This is a genomic window from Corynebacterium drakensteinense, assembly GCF_041224285.1.
GTDB lineage: Bacteria > Actinomycetota > Actinomycetes > Mycobacteriales > Mycobacteriaceae > Corynebacterium.
The window spans coordinates 1-16,458 of record NZ_JAXOFP010000015.1 but is presented as its reverse complement, the minus strand read 5'-3'; the positions used below and the strand labels follow the sequence as shown (position 1 = coordinate 16,458).

Genomic DNA, 16,458 nt, shown 5'->3' with positions numbered 1-16,458 from the left:
CACAACGACTTCCAAAGAGCTGAGCATATCGTGACTTCGAACCGTTCCTCCATTCCCTCGCCTGCCACGCTGGGGTTATCCAGCCCGAAAGCCAGCGAAGATATTCAATGGCTGGGCTGGAACAACGACGAAGACACCGCCTTGCTCTGGTGCCTGGCGGCTGCTTCTGACCAAGATCTCGCATTAAATACCTTGATGCGCATGGCCGGAAACCTCGAAGATGAGGGGGCTGAACTCACAGCCCAGCTGCGCGCTGACGAATCACTGCGCGTGCGCTTTTTTGCGCTCTTAGGTGGTTCGACGCTGTTGGGCGATCATCTTGCGGCGCACCCAGAGACGTGGCACGAGCTCGGCAAGCCAATGCCGGAATCCGAGGAAATGTTTCAGCAGATGCTCGGGGCAGTGGGGGCGAAGCCGGCGGATTTTGCGGAATCCCCCGAGGAATCTGACCCAGCCAGCGCAGACTTGTCGACGCCGGGTACATACCGTGCAGCGCTGACCGGCAGTGATGCCGTCTGTGCGCTGCGCGATCAGTACCGCACCTTGATGCTGCGCATTGCCGCACACGATTTAGCCGGTAGCTTTTATTCCCGTAAAGGACAAAGCGAACCACAAAGAAAACTGCTTTTTAGCACCATCACCGGGGCGCTGTCCACGCTGGCAGATGCCGCACTCACCGCAGCATTGGCTGTTGCAGTCGCAGAAGTTTATGGGCCGTTGCAGGATGATTCGGCTGCCGGCACGAATGAGCAATCCAGCGGCTCGGGCAGTTCCAGTACCGGCGCTAGTTCTGGCAAGAAGAAAAAACCCGCCACACCGGTTGATGCCCGTTTGGCTGTGATCGCCATGGGGAAATGCGGTGCGCAAGAGCTCAACTACATCTCTGACGTCGATGTCATCTTCGTGGCCGAACCAGCCAGCAGCAAAGCCACCCGCTTGGCTGCGGAATTCAACCGCATTGGTTCTGCCGCTTTCTTCGAGGTCGATCCGAACCTGCGCCCTGAAGGCAAATCCGGTGCACTGGTGCGCACCCTCGATTCTCACATCAGCTATTACCGGCGCTGGGCCGAGACCTGGGAATTCCAAGCGCTGCTCAAAGCCCGTGCACAAACCGGATATTTGCCACTCGGCCGGCGTTACGAAGACGCGATCCGGCCGATGGTATGGACTGCTTCTGAGCGCGATTCTTTCGTCGAAGACATCCAAGCCATGCGCCGTCGAGTGCTCGCCAACGTCCCGAAAGACATGCGCACGCGCGAACTCAAACTCGGCACCGGCGGCATGCGCGATGTGGAATTCGCCGTGCAACTGCTCCAACTGGTGCACGGCCGATCCGATGAACGCCTGCGCGTGCTCTCCACGGTCCGTGCCCTCTATGCGCTCAAAGAATCGGGATACATCGGCCGGGAAGATTCGTGGCAACTCATCGAAGCTTACGAATTCTTGCGTCTGCTCGAACACCGCTTGCAGCTGCAGCGCTTCCGCCGCACCCACACCATGCCCGCCAACGATGACACCGACGCGCTGCGTTGGCTGGCACGCGCGGCCGGTTTCGATGCCTACGGCTCGAAGTCCTCCTACGATCTGATGGTCAGCCACCTGCGCAAAGTCCGTCTACGCATTTCCGAATTGCACTCGCGTCTGTTCTACCGGCCGCTGCTCAACGCGGTGGCCTCCATGTCTGCCGAGGAGCTTAAACTTTCCCCACAAGCAGCGAAACTGCAGCTTTCCGCGCTGGGCTACCGACACCCGGGGCGTGCCCTGGATCACCTAACCAAGCTGGCGTCTGGAAGTTCGCGCAAGGCAGGCATCCAGACGATTCTGCTGCCCGGTTTGATGGAATGGTTGGCCGAAACCGCCGACCCAGATGCGGGCTTGCTCAACTACCGCAAGCTTTCCGATGCCGCATTCGATCGCTCCTGGTTTTTGCGCATGCTGCGCGACGAAGGCATCGTCGGCAAGCGTTTGATGTCGATTTTGGGTAATTCACCGTATACCGCAGAGCTGATCATTAATTCGCCGGATACGGTCAAGCTGCTGTCCGATGGCGCCAATGGCCCGAAATTCTTGGACACCAACCCGCAACAAGTCTCTAAATCTCTGGTCAATTCGTCGAAACGCCACGCGGACCCAGATAAGGCTGTCGCAGTAGCGCGCTCGTTGCGGCGCGTAGAGCTCGCACGTATTGCCGCGGCAGATCAGCTGGGGTTCATGCCGGTCGAGCGCGTATGCCGCGAATTATCGCTGATCTGGGATGCCGTGCTGGAAGCCGCGATCCGCGCGGAAGTGCGTGCAAGCCTGCGCGAGATGGATCGCGAAGAACCACCAGCGCGCATCGCCGTGATCGGCATGGGCAGGCTGGGCGGCCAAGAACTAGGTTTTGGCTCCGATGCCGACGTACTGATGGTTGCCGAGCCCGTCGAAGGCGAAGACGAATCAGAAGCGATGAAATGGGCGAAGAAAATCGTCGACAAGCTGCGCTCGCGCCTGGCAAAGCCATCGGGTGATCCGCCGCTCGAAGTCGACTTGGGGCTCCGCCCAGAAGGCCGCAGCGGGGCAGTGGTGCGCAGCATTGCATCGTATCGGCGTTATTACTCGCAATGGGGCGAAGCCTGGGAAATTCAAGCATTGTTGCGCGCGCAAGTGGTCGCAGGTGATGCCGAGGTAGGCGAAGCGTTTATCACGATGATCAATGACTTCCGCTACCCAGCCAGCGGGATTTCAGACTCAACGATTCGCGAAATCCGCCGGATCAAAGCACGAGTGGATAATGAACGCCTGCCGCGCGGGGCTGATCGCAATACTCACACCAAACTCGGCCGTGGCGGGTTGACCGACGTGGAATGGACCGTGCAATTGCTGATCATGATGCACGCCGCAGAGCATCACGAATTGCGCACGCCATCCACGCTTGATGCCCTCGATGCGCTGCGAGACTGCGAGATCTTGAGCTCCGCTGACGTCGAATGCCTGCGTGAGGCGTGGCTGATGGCGACGAATGCCCGCAATGCGTTGGTGCTGGTGCGTGGTAAACGCGTCGATCAGCTCCCACAACCCGGCAATCACCTTGCGCAAGTTGCAGGTGTGGCCGGATGGGCTCCGGAGGATAACCAAGAATTCCTCGAAGCATATTTGAAGGCAACGCGCCATGCGCGCCGGGTGGTTGACCAAGTCTTTTGGGGTGAGCCGGATTCGTATGAATACGATTAGCCGCCAGCTCGGACAGCGCCCGAGTTGGACAGCGCCCGAGTCGGACAATGCCCAGTCGAGCGGAGTCCGAGGCGAAACGGTAATCGCGGCTAGACTAGACAAAACAAAAAGCAGCACTGCCCGACGAAAGGATGAGCACATGGGACTTTCAGTTTCTTTCAACGTCGATAATGCCACGCTGGCGGATGTGCAAGAATTGGTTGCCATGGCTGAACGTATGGGAATCAGCAGTGATACCTACGTGAGCTTTGATGATGACTCGCGCCATTTGCGCATCGATAGCGATGGGCTGAGTGAGAAGAAGGTCGCCGAAATTCGGGAGCAGGGAGCGCAGCAGCAAACTGACGACGATGACGGTAGTTCTACACATCCGCGCGACGGTGGGGAATGGTCTGATGTGTTTGACCGTGTGACGCGCAGTGTCAACAGCAACCCCATGGCCCAACAAATTGGTGATGCCGCGATGCGTTCACTGGGCGATATTTTGTCTGGGCGTCGTAACTCACCGGGAAACCCACGGTCCAACCCACCGCATAATTCACCGCGTCGTTAGCCAGTTGCGGCTCGTGAGTCAGTTGCGGCTCGTTAGTGAGTTGCGGCAAAAACACCAGCACTCGGTTAGTTTCGCCTGCATAGCTACCCGAGATACATAGCGTCTTGACAGGAATATCTACAGTTACAGTCACATAACGCAGTTATCCTAGCCCAAGAATCAAGCATCAATGGTGGAATAACGCATACAAGGGAGACTGCCCATATGCCGAAGCTGAAAACTCGCATGAACGAAGCATCACGAAAATGGTGGATTTGGGGTGCGCTCGGCGTGGTGACCGTCATCGCGGGAGCGGTTGTTTTCCAGACGGTATTCGAGCGCGAAGAGCAGGATACGCGCACCGTGGGCTCGATGCTCAACGACCACCCGCACCCTTTCGAGGACCAGGCGGCGGCAGGGCAAAATTTGGAAACCACCCCGACTGAGGGGAGTGCGGCGAGCATTTACACCAGTCGTATGGCAGAACTCGCCACTATCCTTGGGCTTTCCGACGAGCAAATGTATCACCAAAACTGGCCGGAAATCGTTCTCACCATCGACAATGAAAACCGCGCCGCGATGCGCATGGTGCTGGAAGACATTTTGAATGAGGCCGTCCAGCGTGGAGATATTTCTTATGTGGACCGCGACCGGGTGCTCTACACCTTTGACTTAGGGCTTATTGACGCACCGCTGAGCGCAATTACGAAGCACCCCGGCATCGACGGTGCACACGATCTTGACGACGAAGCACCCGGCGAACCGCAGCAATCACCGCAGAACCAACCAGAAACCAACAGCCGCGCGGTTCCCACCCCGCAAGCAAGCTAAGCGCACAGCGTTGTCTGCTTGCCAGGCAGCAGGCTAATTCTCTTCGTTCCGATTACGGGACGTATTACCTTTCGGGGCAGTGGTTTCCTGAATGACCAGAGAACGTCGATGCCCTGGTGCCGCGCCAGCGCCAGCCCCAGCGCCATCGTCGAGTCGCCGCGCAACGCGCCGACGCCACGCCGTGGCGCACAATAAGCCAGTCATTCCGACAGCCCAGACTACACCACCAGCGAAAGCGGCCAGCTGAAAATCAGCCCACGAATACTCGCCGCCGTCGGCAGAATGATCCAGCACAATACCGATGCCCTGCGATGCAGCCATACCGGAGACAAATCCGCCCATATTCGCCAAGCCCGTCGCCGTCGCAACGCCGGTGCGGGCAACGCCTTCGCGCACATTATCGAAGCCGTAATTCGCTGCCGCCCCGCATACCGCAACAATCACGTTGAGCACGATCATCGCCGTGATCCCGCGGGCAGTAGACGTCGTAAAAAAGACCACCCAGGTCAGCACCATCGTCACCGAAAACAGCACGACAGCCCAGTGCCGGGTGCTGCCGATCCGTGCCGAGAGTATACCGTGCAGCGGGCCGGATGCCACCGTAACGACGGTATTGATCGCCATCACCAAACCTGCTTGTTCGGAGCTTAAGCCCATGCCGAGGGTCATCAGCGGAAAACCCCACATCAACAAGAAAACGACCTGGAACATCAGGCAGGTGTAGTGCATGAAAAATCCCTGCCACACCACCGGGGTACCTACCAACTTGCGCATGCGTGCAGCCAGAGAGTCGATGTCGATGTCGCCGGATGACGCAGTCGTATCCGTTGGAACCGCAGCGGCAGTACCAGCCGCAGGCGAGTTTTTTGCAGCACGATCGACGTCGGGAAGATCTTTAATCGCCAAGCCAGCCAAGCCCGCGATCAAAATGCTGGTTGCGCCCAGGGTGACAAACGCCGCCGTCCAGCCCGCAGCGCCGAGCAAAGCCAAAAACGGCACCGCAGAAATGAACTGTCCAGTTTGCCCGAGAGCCCCGGTCAACTGCGTAAACAGCGGGGTTTTTCGGAGCGGGAACCAATAGGGAATCAAGCGCATAACCGCCAAAAATGCCGAGGCATCACCGGCCCCGATTAATACGCGCGCACCGATCGCCAGTGGGTAGGAGCTGGTTAAGGCCAAGATGAACTGCCCGATTCCCATGACCACCGCGCCGAAAATCACCATTGCGCGTGGGCCGAACTTATCAATTCCCAACCCCGTCGGAATTTGTGCCAACGCATACACACCCATCTGCACTGCGGCGAAAACCGCGATACGGGAAGCATCAACGCCAAAGCGATCAATGGCATCGACGCTGGCGACGCCAAACGAGGTGCGCCCAGTAATGGCGACGATATAACACGCCACACCGCCAGCCCAGACCAATAACGCTCGTTTGGTTACCACCTCGCGCGGGTGTGGTGCCGACTGGGCAGATTCAGCGCGTAATTCCATAAAAGCAATTGTAGGGAGACTGTAAGATAATGCCCGTGGACTATATCTCAACTCGTGACACCCAGGCCCAACCCGCACAATTTACAGACATTCTGCTCGGTGGTCTCGCTGCCGATGGCGGGCTCTATCTGCCGGCGCATTATCCCCAGTTAGACAGTGATGCTCTGCAAAAATTGCGCGAAATTTCTCGCACCTCTGGCTATGCTGCGCTGGCGGCAGAAGTGCTGAAACTTTTCGTTGATGATATCCCGGCCGCAGAGCTCGAAGCCATGGCGCGCAGGGCATATAACGTCGACAAGTTTGCCCACGAAGAAATCGTGCCGGTGACGCAGCTGGATGAGCAGTTTTATATCGGCCACCTGTCCGAAGGCCCGACCGCCGCGTTCAAGGACATGGCGATGCAGTTGCTCGGCGAATTATTTGAATACGAGCTCGCCCGCCGCGAGACCACGCTGAATATTTTGGGTGCGACCTCGGGTGATACGGGTTCGTCGGCTGAGTACGCCATGCGCGGGCGCCAAGGCATCCGGGTGTTCATGTTGACGCCGAAAGGGCGCATGACCCCATTCCAGCAGGCACAGATGTTTGGGCTGGACGATGAGAATATTTTCAATATTGCCCTCGACGGCGTGTTCGATGATTGTCAGGACGTCGTGAAGGCTGTGAGTGCGGACGAAGCCTTCAAGCGTGATTACCGCATCGGTGCGGTTAATTCCATCAACTGGGCTCGGCTGCTGGCGCAGATCGTGTATTACGTTTCATGTTGGATCAAGGTCACTGAGATGACGGGTGATCACACGCAAAAGGTTTCGTTTAGCGTGCCAACGGGAAATTTCGGTGATATTTGTGCTGGCCACATCGCCCGGCAAATGGGGTTGCCGATCGACCGATTGATCGTCGCCACGAATGAAAACGACGTGCTCGATGAGTTTTTCCGCACCGGCCAGTACCGTCCACGCTCGTCGGCGGATACACACGAGACTTCTTCGCCGTCCATGGATATCTCGCGGGCATCGAACTTTGAACGTTTTATCGCCGATTTGTTGGACCGCGATGCCGCGCAGGTGGCTGATTTGTTCGGCCACCGTATCAAAGACGGTGGATTTGAGCTTGACGACGAGCTACTTGCCCGTGCACGTGAGGAATTCGGATTCGTCTCCGGTCGTTCTGTGCACTCTGATCGCTTGGCGACGATCGCCCGTGTGAATGTTGATCACGATATTGTGGTGGACCCGCACACCGCCGACGGCATCAAGGTCGCGGCGGACGCGGTCGCAGAACACGGGATCACCAGCCCCGTGGTGTGCTTGGAAACTGCGTTGCCGGTGAAATTTGCCGAAACCATTGAAGAAGCTTTGGGCGCGGCGCCACAGATGCCGCAGCGCTTCGCTGGCATCATGGATGCAGGCCGCCACGTTGCCGATTTGGATAACGACGCGGACATCGTCAAAAACTATATTCGCGATTCAATCTCCGAGACCGAGGTGCGCTAATTTCCCGCGGAAATGTTGCCCAGCACCGCGCCGCGCAGACCGGGCGGCGTGCTGTAGGCGGTGGCGTTGCAGCCCGGCTCGTGGCTGTGCTCTGCGCGCCGTTATTGCTGCTTTCTGCCTGCAGTAGCGCGGAGTTCGGTGCCGGCGGTGACGGCGGATTCCCGGGCGCTGGCTGGTTCGGCGGTAAAAGTGCGGGAAGCAACGAGCCGCACTCTGGTGACGGCCATGCGCAGCCGCAGCCGCTTCCAGCGCCGCCACCACGTGCGGACGCGCTGACGGGCGCGGACAAGCAACAGCTTTCGCAGGAACCACAACCGCAGATGCGGATTATTCACCCGGTGCATTCACCGTTGGCACCGGGAGCACCGATCGATATTTCCACGCGGATGCCGGCTCCAGGCGAGCAGTTTCATTACAATATCTGCACCGTTGCCTATTCATTTACTACTGAAGATGGCACCGGTTATGCCATTACCGCCTCGCACTGCGGGCAACAAGGTGATCTGGTGTGGGCTGGGCAGGCGAACAACCGATTCCAGTGGCCGGCGGAACCGATTGGCACGTTCATCTATTCAGACCTGTATACCCCCGGCACGTCTGATTTGGATATTGCGATCATTGAACTCAACCCCAACGCCTACGAAGCGAGCCTGGCTGGTGGGGCAGAGGCTGCGGTCAACCCCATGCCCACCGCGATTGCCGAGCGCTTAGATTTCTTGCCGGAGCACGTGTGCAAGACTGGGCGCATCACCGGAGAAACCTGTGGCAACACCACGGCGTCACAAGCATTGGGCAAGCTGAACACGCACGATGGTGCAGTGCTCAACGCGCGCTCAGCTCGGGCCGCGCTGTGCGCGACCACCGGTGATTCTGGTGGCCCAGTCTATGCAGATATCGACGGCGAGCGGGTAATCGTCGGCCTGGTCTCTGGCACGACGACGCAACAAGCCACGCACCAATGTCACCTGGAAGAAGCAGGTGCTGATGCCGGGGCGGAAATCAGTGTCTCGTATACCCCGGCTACGGAATTCCAACGGATCATCGCCAACGTCGTGCCGCAGGTTGCTGCCACGACGGACGTGCGCTGACAGAATCCATGATGGCGGCGTCTGGTTAGAATGCTGGTATGGCAACCCCGGATTTCATTAGTGAATTACGCGCACACATCGGCACCGCACCACTGTGGGTTCCCGCAACCACCACGGTGGTTATTCGCGAGGTTCCTGCGCAGGCCCCTATCTGGGAAGTCCCCACGGTGTTGCTGGTTAAACGAGCAGATACGGGAGACTGGACCCCCATCGGTGGGATCTGTGAGCCCGGCGAACAACCGCATGCGACCGCCGTGCGTGAAGTAAAGGAAGAAACCGGACTGGATATCACCCCGGTCGCCGTTCTTGGCGTGGGAGCAGTCGGGCCGGTGACGTACCCGAACGGGGACGTGTGCCAGTTTATGGATACAGCAATTTCTGCACGGATCATCGGTGAATATGACCAACAGCCAATCGTTGCTGATGATGAATCCGTCGACGTGCAGTGGTGCTCGGTGGCGCACCTGCCGCAGTCGCTATCAGCGCGGCATCGGTTGGTCATCGCCGATGCCGTTGCCCAGATGAAAAACCCGGCGCGGTTCCAACCACGCATGGGGTTTAGCAAGCGCAATGGTTAAGCGGGTGGCACGTGGGGCGGCTCGAACGACGCTGTGGAGAACACACCGCCGGGCGCTGGGGGCGGTGTTGGCAATTTCTGCGTTGGTAATCTCGTCCTGTACCTCCGAACCTGCGATGGGCCCGGCTGACGATTCCGGCGCGCCCACTCCGCCGACGAGCGAACAGCAGGCGAGCGAACAGCAGCCAGGCGAAGCAGTCGACAGCCAGGCGTCGACAAGCACGGCCGCAGCGATCACTACCTACGTCGCACTTGGTGATTCCTTCGCCTCCATGGGGTCTCGGGAAGACGGCGGAGCCGGTGACGACGATGCTCGCGGTGCGGAAGCAGCGTTCTGTCGGCGTTCGCAGGATAACTACCCGAGGGCACTCAGCGAATTACTGAATGTGGAATCAGTGGTTGACCGGAGTTGCCAGGGTGCGATCATCGACAACCTGAGCGGTCAGCGTGCGGCGGGAGATATCGAAATTCCTGCACAAATGCAGGCCTTCGGAGAAGTTGATGCCCCCGTGGACTTGGTCACGCTGACTATCGGCGGCAATGACATCGGCTTCGGAGAAATGGTGTGGTGTGCCCAAAACGCGATGCAAACTCATGAGCCATCCAATTGCAGCGCTTATTTGGATCGCAAGGTCGCACACGAAACCAAGGTGGTAGAGGATCGGCTTGACCAGGTATTCCAGGAGATCCGGACCCGAGCGCCGCAGGCTCGCATTGTGGCAACCGGATATTTACCGCTGCTGGGCGTTGCTGATGATTGCGCAGAAATCGCGGCTATTTCCGGGACCGACCGGGCCTGGCTGCAAAGCGTGACGCACCAGTTGAACCAGGCAGCGGCGAATGCGGCACAGCGTCGTGGTGCAGAATTCGTGCTGCCGGCACACGTCGACAAGCACACCGTGTGTGCTGAGCCGGAGCAGCGCTGGGTTGATCTCACTGGGGCAGAAACCGGCTCGTATCCTTTTCACCCGACGGCTGCCGGGCAACGGGCGATGGCAGAAGCGATTCGCGATCAGGTGCAGCTGGGGTAGTGGCGAGCCGCAGCGGCAGTGTGTTGCCTTTCTCGCTGCACTGACAGCCTGGTTTCGCTGCCCTAACTGCGGCTTGTAGATTAGACAGCATGGCGGAGAACAAACGAAGCTGGCTGGATGGGCCGGCCATTCCCGGCGAAAACGAAGACCCACACGCGCCGAGTCGCTGGCCTGGCGAAAAAATCGGTATGCCGCAGCATGGCCGCGGATCGCTAGCACCCGTCGGCAGGCGTGCGCTAGCAGTGCTGATTGATTGGCTCGTGGCACTCGCACTGGCATTTGGTCTGCGCTACGGGCTCAGCGGCGCTGATATGAGCGAGGGCTCGACGACGACGTGGAATTACGTGTTGTGGATTGTCATGGGCATCATCTTCGGCTGGCTATTCGCCCGCACCCCAGGAATGATGTTGCTGGGCATGGGCGTGGCCCGGGTGGATGCCGAAGAACGCATCGGACTCTGGCGCGCGGTGGTACGTAGCTTGCTGACGGCGTGCTTTTTCCCAGCCGTGATGGTCGACTCAGACGGCCGCGGAATGCACGACCGTGCGACCGGAACCGCGGTAATTCGCACCAGTTAATACACGAAACCGGGCAGCTGCTGCACAGTCTGCCCGGTTTTATTTCCCTGCTTTTATTTGCCCTTTTTGGCGTTCATGCGGCGCATACGGCGGTTCATGCCGGATGGGTTTTGCGCCTGGCTTGGCAGCGGACCTTTCGGCATACCAGCGCCCGGTCCAGCGGTGGCATCCATGGCCTCGATACGAGCGTTGATCTCGTAGACTTCGTTCTTGCTGTAATTGCGTGGCAGCTTCAGCAGTTTGCGCTGCAGTTTGCCCAGTGGAACCTGGTTTTCGCCGCTGCCAGTAAACACGACGTGGACGGGCACACCACCAGCGATGCGGTCAATCCGGCGGCGTTCCTTGTCGACGATTTTTTCCAGGCGCTTCGGGGAACCTTCACCGACGAAAACCACACCTGGGTTACCGACGACGCGGTGCAGCAAATCCTGCTGGCGGGTCATTCCCACACCTTGCTTGGTAAACCAGACGATGCCAAAGGTGTTGCGCAGGTTATCCAGAGTCCACCCGGCTGCGCCAGGCTGATCTTCGACGCGTTTGTACATAGACGACTGCAGACGTCGCGTGAAGATCCACATCGCTACGACAGCACCCAGCACAATGCCGACCGGCAGCATGAACCATTGTCCGCCCCACAGCATGCCGAGCAAGAACAGCGCAACGGTGATACCGATGAGCGCCAGCAGCATCAAAGGCACCAGCGCTTTGTCGTCCTTGCGCTGCATGTTGAACGCTTGCCACATCTGCGAGAACGTTTGCTTGCGTTGTGCTCGCTTCGCCTTTTTGGCTTCGCGTTTCTGTGCCTTGATCGCGGACTTGTTGCTTGTCGCCTTGTCGTCTTTCGCCATGTCTCTCACTTTAAAGGGTATGCAATGGATTTAGAAAACGTTCTTCGCAGCCGGCGCCGAGTTGTTGTTCACCCGAGATGCCCCTGTGCTCACAAGAAAGCGCGCCTCGGGCACTAACCGAAGCGCGCTACCGTGACTGGCTGCCTCGCGCAAAAGCTTTAGCGGGTCGTCACTGGGGTCTCTTGCGAAGCACCATACTTGCTCAGCAGCGACGACGCCTCTTGCGCAGTTGGACCCTGCGAGGTTTCTGCCAGGTGTGACAGTCGCTCTGGTAGCTCTCGGCCACGTGCCTGCATCGCCTGCACATACAACTTACCGGCGCGGTACGAGGAACGAACCAGTGGGCCAGCCATAACGGCACCGTAACCCATCTCGCGGGCGGCCTTGGAATGTTCGACGAATTCTTCCGGACGCACCCAGCGCTCGATCGGGTGGAACAGTGGGCCTGGACGCAGGTACTGCGTAATGGTGATGATGTCGGTGCCAGCGTCGCGTAGATCCTGCAAAGTATCCAGGACTTCCTGTTCAGTCTCGCCCATACCCAAAATCAGGTTCGACTTCGTGATCAAACCATAATCGTGGGCCTGGCGGATGACGTCCAGGGAGCGCTCATAACGGAAGGCCGGACGGATGCGTTTGAAGATGCGCGGTACGGTCTCCAGGTTGTGGGCGAAGACCTCAGGTTCAGCCTCAAAGACTTCCTGCAGAAGGTCGGGCTTGCCAGAAAAATCCGGGGTGAGGTTTTCGATACCGGTATTCGGGTTGAGCTCACGGATCTTGCGGACGATCTCTGCGTACAACCATGCACCCTCGTCTTTGAGATCATCGCGGGTGACACCGGTGACGGTGGTGTAGTTCAAGTCCATCTCGCGGATGTTCTCTGCGACACGACGCGGCTCATCGGTGTCTAATAAACCAGGCTTGCCGGTCTTAATATCACAGAAATCGCAACGGCGGGTACACAAGTCGCCGCCGATCAGGAAGGTAGCCTCACGCGATTCCCAGCACTCGTGGATATTCGGGCAGCCAGCTTCCTGGCAGACCGTGTGCAGCCCGGCTCCCGCGACCTTGGCTTTCATGTCTCGGTATTCCGGACCGTTGCGGACCTGGTTGCGGATCCACCGGGGTTTGTTCTCGATAGGTTTTTCTGCGTTCCGCTTTTCAATGCGCAGCAGTTTGCGGCCTTCGGGGGTGACACTCATAATGCCCCAGCCTACGCCTCGCAGACCGTTCTGACTAGCTGGTAGCGGCCATGATGGGCACAACTTGTGGTCGTATCACCAAAATCACGCTGGCCACCGGATGTGGTGCTCGCGACGTGTGTAGCTATTGCGGCGAAGGACCCAGTTGCGAGGCATCCAAACCGTGGTCGCTCACCGCCAAATCCCCGGCCAATGCGCGTTGCAAAGAATCCTGCAATAGCGGAATCATCTCGGCGGTGGTCACGTCCCGGCCATGCTCGAGCGACAACGTGGTGACATCGGCGTCGTCAATGCCGCAGGCAACAATGTGCTCATAAAATTCCAGCGAGTTATTGCAGTTCAGCGATAGCCCGTGCATGGTCACCCCGCGGGTTACCCGAATGCCTAACGCGGCGATTTTGCGATCGCGACGGGAAGCCCGCTCGTCGACGGCCTGCACATCGTGCGGCACCCACACACCAGAGCGGCCGTCGATTCGCCCCACCTTTTCGGTGCCGAATCGGGTGAGTGCGTCGATAATCGCTTCTTCCAGACGGCGCACGTAATCGACGACGTCGACCGGTTCGGCCAACTTGATGATTGGGTACACCACCAGTTGGCCGCGGCCATGCCAGGTGATGCGCCCTCCGCGATCCACCTTGATCGTCGGCAAGCCATTGGTGGGCATGTCGGAAGGCTGGGTGCGTTTACCTGCTGTGTAGACATCCGGGTGCTCCAAAAACAGCACCTGGTCTGGGATTTCTCCGTCGGCACGTTGACGTGCCAGCTGTGCCTGCAAATCCCAGGCTTGTTGGTAATCGATGGTGCCGAGCTGTTGGAACTCTATAGCTTCGTCGGCACGAATTGAGCGATCGGCAGGAAAAAACGGGGCACGCGGAGCAGTCATAGTGCTCAATTCTAACGCGCCCCGTAGTGGCAAGATTTTCTAGGCAAGAATTTCTAGGCGAGTTTTGTTGTCCGCGGCGATTTTTTGAAAAACCGACCGTCGAAGTGCAGCACCAAGAAAATCGTGACCAGGGCGATGATGATGCCGAAGATGAAGCACGTGATGTAGCCGATTGCGGGGCCGAGAATCGAGATGATGAATGGGAAGGTAAAGCCGATATAAGTTAGCGAGTAGAACGACGCGCTGGCGGCACCAAGCTCATCATCTGCGGCCATGCGTTGTGCTTCTTGCAGGCCGGAAGACATCAGGATTCCGTAAGCAAAGCCCAGCGGGATGGTTGCGACCAGGCCAAAGACGACGCCGACCGTCGAGTCTTGCCAGATAGCCACGCAAATCGAACACAGCATGCCGACGATAATCAGTGACAAACCGTAGACGGCCGGCGGGTAGGTGCGCGAGCCGCCAACGAAGCGCTGGATGACGTTGCCGAAGACCATGGCCAAACATGCGATCGTACCGGTGTAAACGACGGGGTGATCCATTTGGGCTTCCAGCAGCCGGGTGTTGACGGCGAATGCGGTGGAGGCCGCACCGAAGACCCACGGGCCGGATAGGCCGAGGGTGAGCCAGAAGCGCTTGGTATAAATCTGGCTGGCGAACAGCTTGGCTTTACCGGAACCAGTGGTGGGGACAGTCGGGGTGTTCCATACCAGTGGGGTGATCAGGACGACCAGAACCAAGTGCAGCAAATACGGGACTAAATCCGGTTGGGGGAATACTTCGGCGACGATGCCAGCCACTAGCGGTCCGCCGGCGAAACCCGACGTCAATGCGATGGTGGCGCGGCGCGCACCTTGGATCGCGGGGCCAGGGGAGAGCTGCTTCAACCAGGCGGCACCTGAGGCCATGACGAGTCCCGTCGCCAAGCCGGTGATGAAGCGGCCAGCACCGATGAAAAACGCGGGGCCAAATGCACCGAGGGCGAGCACAGCCGAGCCGATGAAAGAAAAGATCAGGGCAGGGCGGATCAGCGCGCGTCGTCCGTAGGAATCGGACATGGGCCCACCGATGATCAGCGCTGGGATCAGACCCACGATGTAGATCGCGAGAAAGGCAGTCACCTGGCCGTCGGTGAGGCCTGCTTCGAGACGGTAGGAGACCATCAGTGGGGCGAAGGCGTTGGCGCCAAAGGCGACCACGAACATACCTAAGCCAACTCTTAACCAATCGCTGATACGCATACGTTCCTCTTTTGGCTGCTCGGAGATGGTGTCTCGGTGTCATCGTCGACAGAGGCGGCGCCGGTGACACGGAACGAGATTTGTTCTACATCACGCCACCCTGTGATCGAGGTTAACGTGATGACCGTTATGTTACGTGAGTTGGCTCATAACACGAAAAACCGGGTCCTCCGGCTGCGCTTCTTGCCGTAGTGGCGAGAAGTTGTGCAGCGGGAAGACCCGGCTAATTGGCCATCCTCAGGCTAGCCCTAGTCAGGCTAGCTCTAGTCGGGCTGGCCCGATCGTGCCTGGAGACCAGCGTTAGAGGTCGAGGTCAGACTCAAAATCTGCGGTCTCGAGGCGGTCCTTGATGGTGGTGATGAAGCGGCCAGCATCGGCACCATCGACGACCTGGTGGTCGTAGGTGAATGGCAGGTAGCACATCTGACGGATGGCGATAGCGTCCTGACCGTCTTCGGTGACAACGACTGGGCGCTTCTCGATGACCGCGGTACCCAAGATTCCGGCCTGTGGTGGCACCAGAATTGGGGTATCCAGCAATGCGCCTTCCGAGCCGATGTTGGTGACGGTGAAGGTGGCACCGGTCAGGTCGTTTGGCTTCAGCTTGTTGTTGCGTGCGCGGTCAGCCAGATCAACGATCTCGGCCGCGATTTCCGGCAGCGTCTTATCCTGCGCCTTCTTGATGACCGGCGTCAACAGTCCCTTCGGAGTATCCACCGCGATAGCGACGTTGACATCGCCGTGGTAGGTCATCTCTTGGGTCTCTGCATTGTACGAAGCGTTGACGTTCGGGTGGGAAACCAGCGCTTCGACGGTTGCCTTGACGAAGAATGGCAGGAAGGTCAGTTTCGAACCGTGCTTGTCGGCGAAGGCCTGCTTGTTAGCCTTGCGCAGGTTCGCGATGGCCGTCATGTCGATTTCTTGCACGTGGGTTAGCTGTGCGGAAATCTGCAGCGCTTCGACCATCTTCTGTGCAGTGATCTGGCGGATGCGGTTGACCTTCTGGGTGGTGCCGCGCAGCTCTGCCTTTTCTGGGTCGACAGACTTGGTGGACCAGTTCGAGCCAGACTTCTTGGCATCCTTGCCAGCGGCCTGCTCGGAGCCTTGTGCAGAAGAACCTGCGGACTCACCTTCCACGGCAGCCATGACGTCTTGCTTGCGGATGCGTCCACCGACGCCGGTGCCTTCAATGTCGTTCAAGTCAACGCCGTGCTTGTCGGCGAGCTTGCGAACCAGCGGAGTCACATAAGGGACCTTGCCGGAGTTCTTCTTGCCAGAATCCTTCGAGTCCTTGGACGACTTCTCTGCGGACTTGGACTCAGTCTTGGAAGCAGGCTTGGATTCTTCTTTCTTCTTGGAAGCAGACTCTTTGTCGTCGGATTTGGACTCTTCTTTTTCTTCGGACTTGGAGTCCTTTTCGTCGGAGTCAGCCGAGTCGTCTGTGTCA

Annotated in this window: 14 protein-coding genes; 8 read left to right on the top strand and 6 right to left on the bottom strand. The window is 58.7% G+C overall.

Features of this window, described 5'->3' with window-relative positions:
* Positions 1-30: 30 nt before the first annotated feature.
* The 3 genes from U1140_RS08870 (at position 31) to U1140_RS08860 (ending at position 4,573) form a co-directional block, all read left to right on the top strand.
* A complete protein-coding gene (locus tag U1140_RS08870) occupies positions 31-3,210 on the top strand; it encodes a bifunctional [glutamine synthetase] adenylyltransferase/[glutamine synthetase]-adenylyl-L-tyrosine phosphorylase (protein WP_369847286.1) in 3,180 nt (1,059 codons plus the stop codon).
* Positions 3,211-3,349: 139 nt separating this feature from the next.
* On the top strand, positions 3,350-3,763 hold the full coding sequence (locus U1140_RS08865; protein ID WP_369847285.1) for a hypothetical protein: 414 nt from the start codon (positions 3,350-3,352) through the stop codon (positions 3,761-3,763).
* 204 nt (positions 3,764-3,967) lie between these two features.
* Complete coding sequence (locus tag U1140_RS08860) at positions 3,968-4,573, top strand: hypothetical protein (RefSeq protein WP_369847284.1); 606 nt, start codon at positions 3,968-3,970, stop codon at positions 4,571-4,573.
* A 33-nt stretch (positions 4,574-4,606) separates the two neighbouring features.
* On the opposite strand, the gene U1140_RS08855 is transcribed toward U1140_RS08860, so the two are convergent.
* Positions 4,607-6,067: an MFS transporter gene (locus U1140_RS08855; RefSeq protein ID WP_369847283.1), complete on the bottom strand. Its 1,461-nt coding sequence runs from the start codon at positions 6,065-6,067 to the stop codon at positions 4,607-4,609.
* Positions 6,068-6,102: 35 nt separating this feature from the next.
* Between U1140_RS08855 and thrC the strand changes: the two genes are divergently transcribed.
* From thrC to U1140_RS08830, 5 genes are all read left to right on the top strand, one after another.
* The gene (gene thrC, locus U1140_RS08850) at positions 6,103-7,560 is read left to right on the top strand and encodes a threonine synthase (protein ID WP_369847282.1); all 1,458 of its coding nucleotides are present in this window, start codon (positions 6,103-6,105) and stop codon (positions 7,558-7,560) included.
* 80 nt (positions 7,561-7,640) lie between these two features.
* Complete coding sequence (locus U1140_RS08845; RefSeq protein WP_369847281.1) at positions 7,641-8,648, top strand: trypsin-like serine protease; 1,008 nt, start codon at positions 7,641-7,643, stop codon at positions 8,646-8,648.
* Between the two features lie 38 nt (positions 8,649-8,686).
* Complete coding sequence (locus tag U1140_RS08840; protein ID WP_369847280.1) at positions 8,687-9,226, top strand: NUDIX hydrolase; 540 nt, start codon at positions 8,687-8,689, stop codon at positions 9,224-9,226.
* On the top strand, positions 9,219-10,256 hold the full coding sequence (locus tag U1140_RS08835; RefSeq protein ID WP_369847279.1) for an SGNH/GDSL hydrolase family protein: 1,038 nt from the start codon (positions 9,219-9,221) through the stop codon (positions 10,254-10,256). The genes U1140_RS08840 and U1140_RS08835 overlap by 8 nt, the downstream gene beginning before the upstream one ends.
* An 89-nt stretch (positions 10,257-10,345) precedes the next feature.
* Positions 10,346-10,834 (top strand): RDD family protein, encoded by a 489-nt coding sequence (locus U1140_RS08830; protein ID WP_369847278.1) that lies wholly within the window; start codon positions 10,346-10,348, stop codon positions 10,832-10,834.
* Positions 10,835-10,887: 53 nt separating this feature from the next.
* Here the strand turns inward: U1140_RS08830 and U1140_RS08825 are convergent, their stop codons facing one another.
* From U1140_RS08825 to sucB, 5 genes are all read right to left on the bottom strand, one after another.
* On the bottom strand, positions 10,888-11,682 hold the full coding sequence (locus U1140_RS08825) for a DUF4191 domain-containing protein (protein WP_369847277.1): 795 nt from the start codon (positions 11,680-11,682) through the stop codon (positions 10,888-10,890).
* Between the two features lie 158 nt (positions 11,683-11,840).
* Positions 11,841-12,884, bottom strand: a complete 1,044-nt coding sequence (gene lipA, locus U1140_RS08820; RefSeq protein ID WP_369847276.1) for a lipoyl synthase — start codon at positions 12,882-12,884, stop codon at positions 11,841-11,843.
* Positions 12,885-13,008: 124 nt separating this feature from the next.
* Positions 13,009-13,770: a lipoyl(octanoyl) transferase LipB gene (gene lipB, locus U1140_RS08815; protein ID WP_369847275.1), complete on the bottom strand. Its 762-nt coding sequence runs from the start codon at positions 13,768-13,770 to the stop codon at positions 13,009-13,011.
* Positions 13,771-13,823: 53 nt separating this feature from the next.
* Entirely contained in the window at positions 13,824-15,011 is a 1,188-nt protein-coding gene (locus tag U1140_RS08810; RefSeq protein WP_369847274.1) for an MFS transporter, read from the bottom strand.
* Between the two features lie 300 nt (positions 15,012-15,311).
* The coding region (gene sucB, locus U1140_RS08805) for a 2-oxoglutarate dehydrogenase, E2 component, dihydrolipoamide succinyltransferase (RefSeq protein ID WP_369847273.1) at positions 15,312-16,458 on the bottom strand (1,147 nt) is incomplete at its 5' end.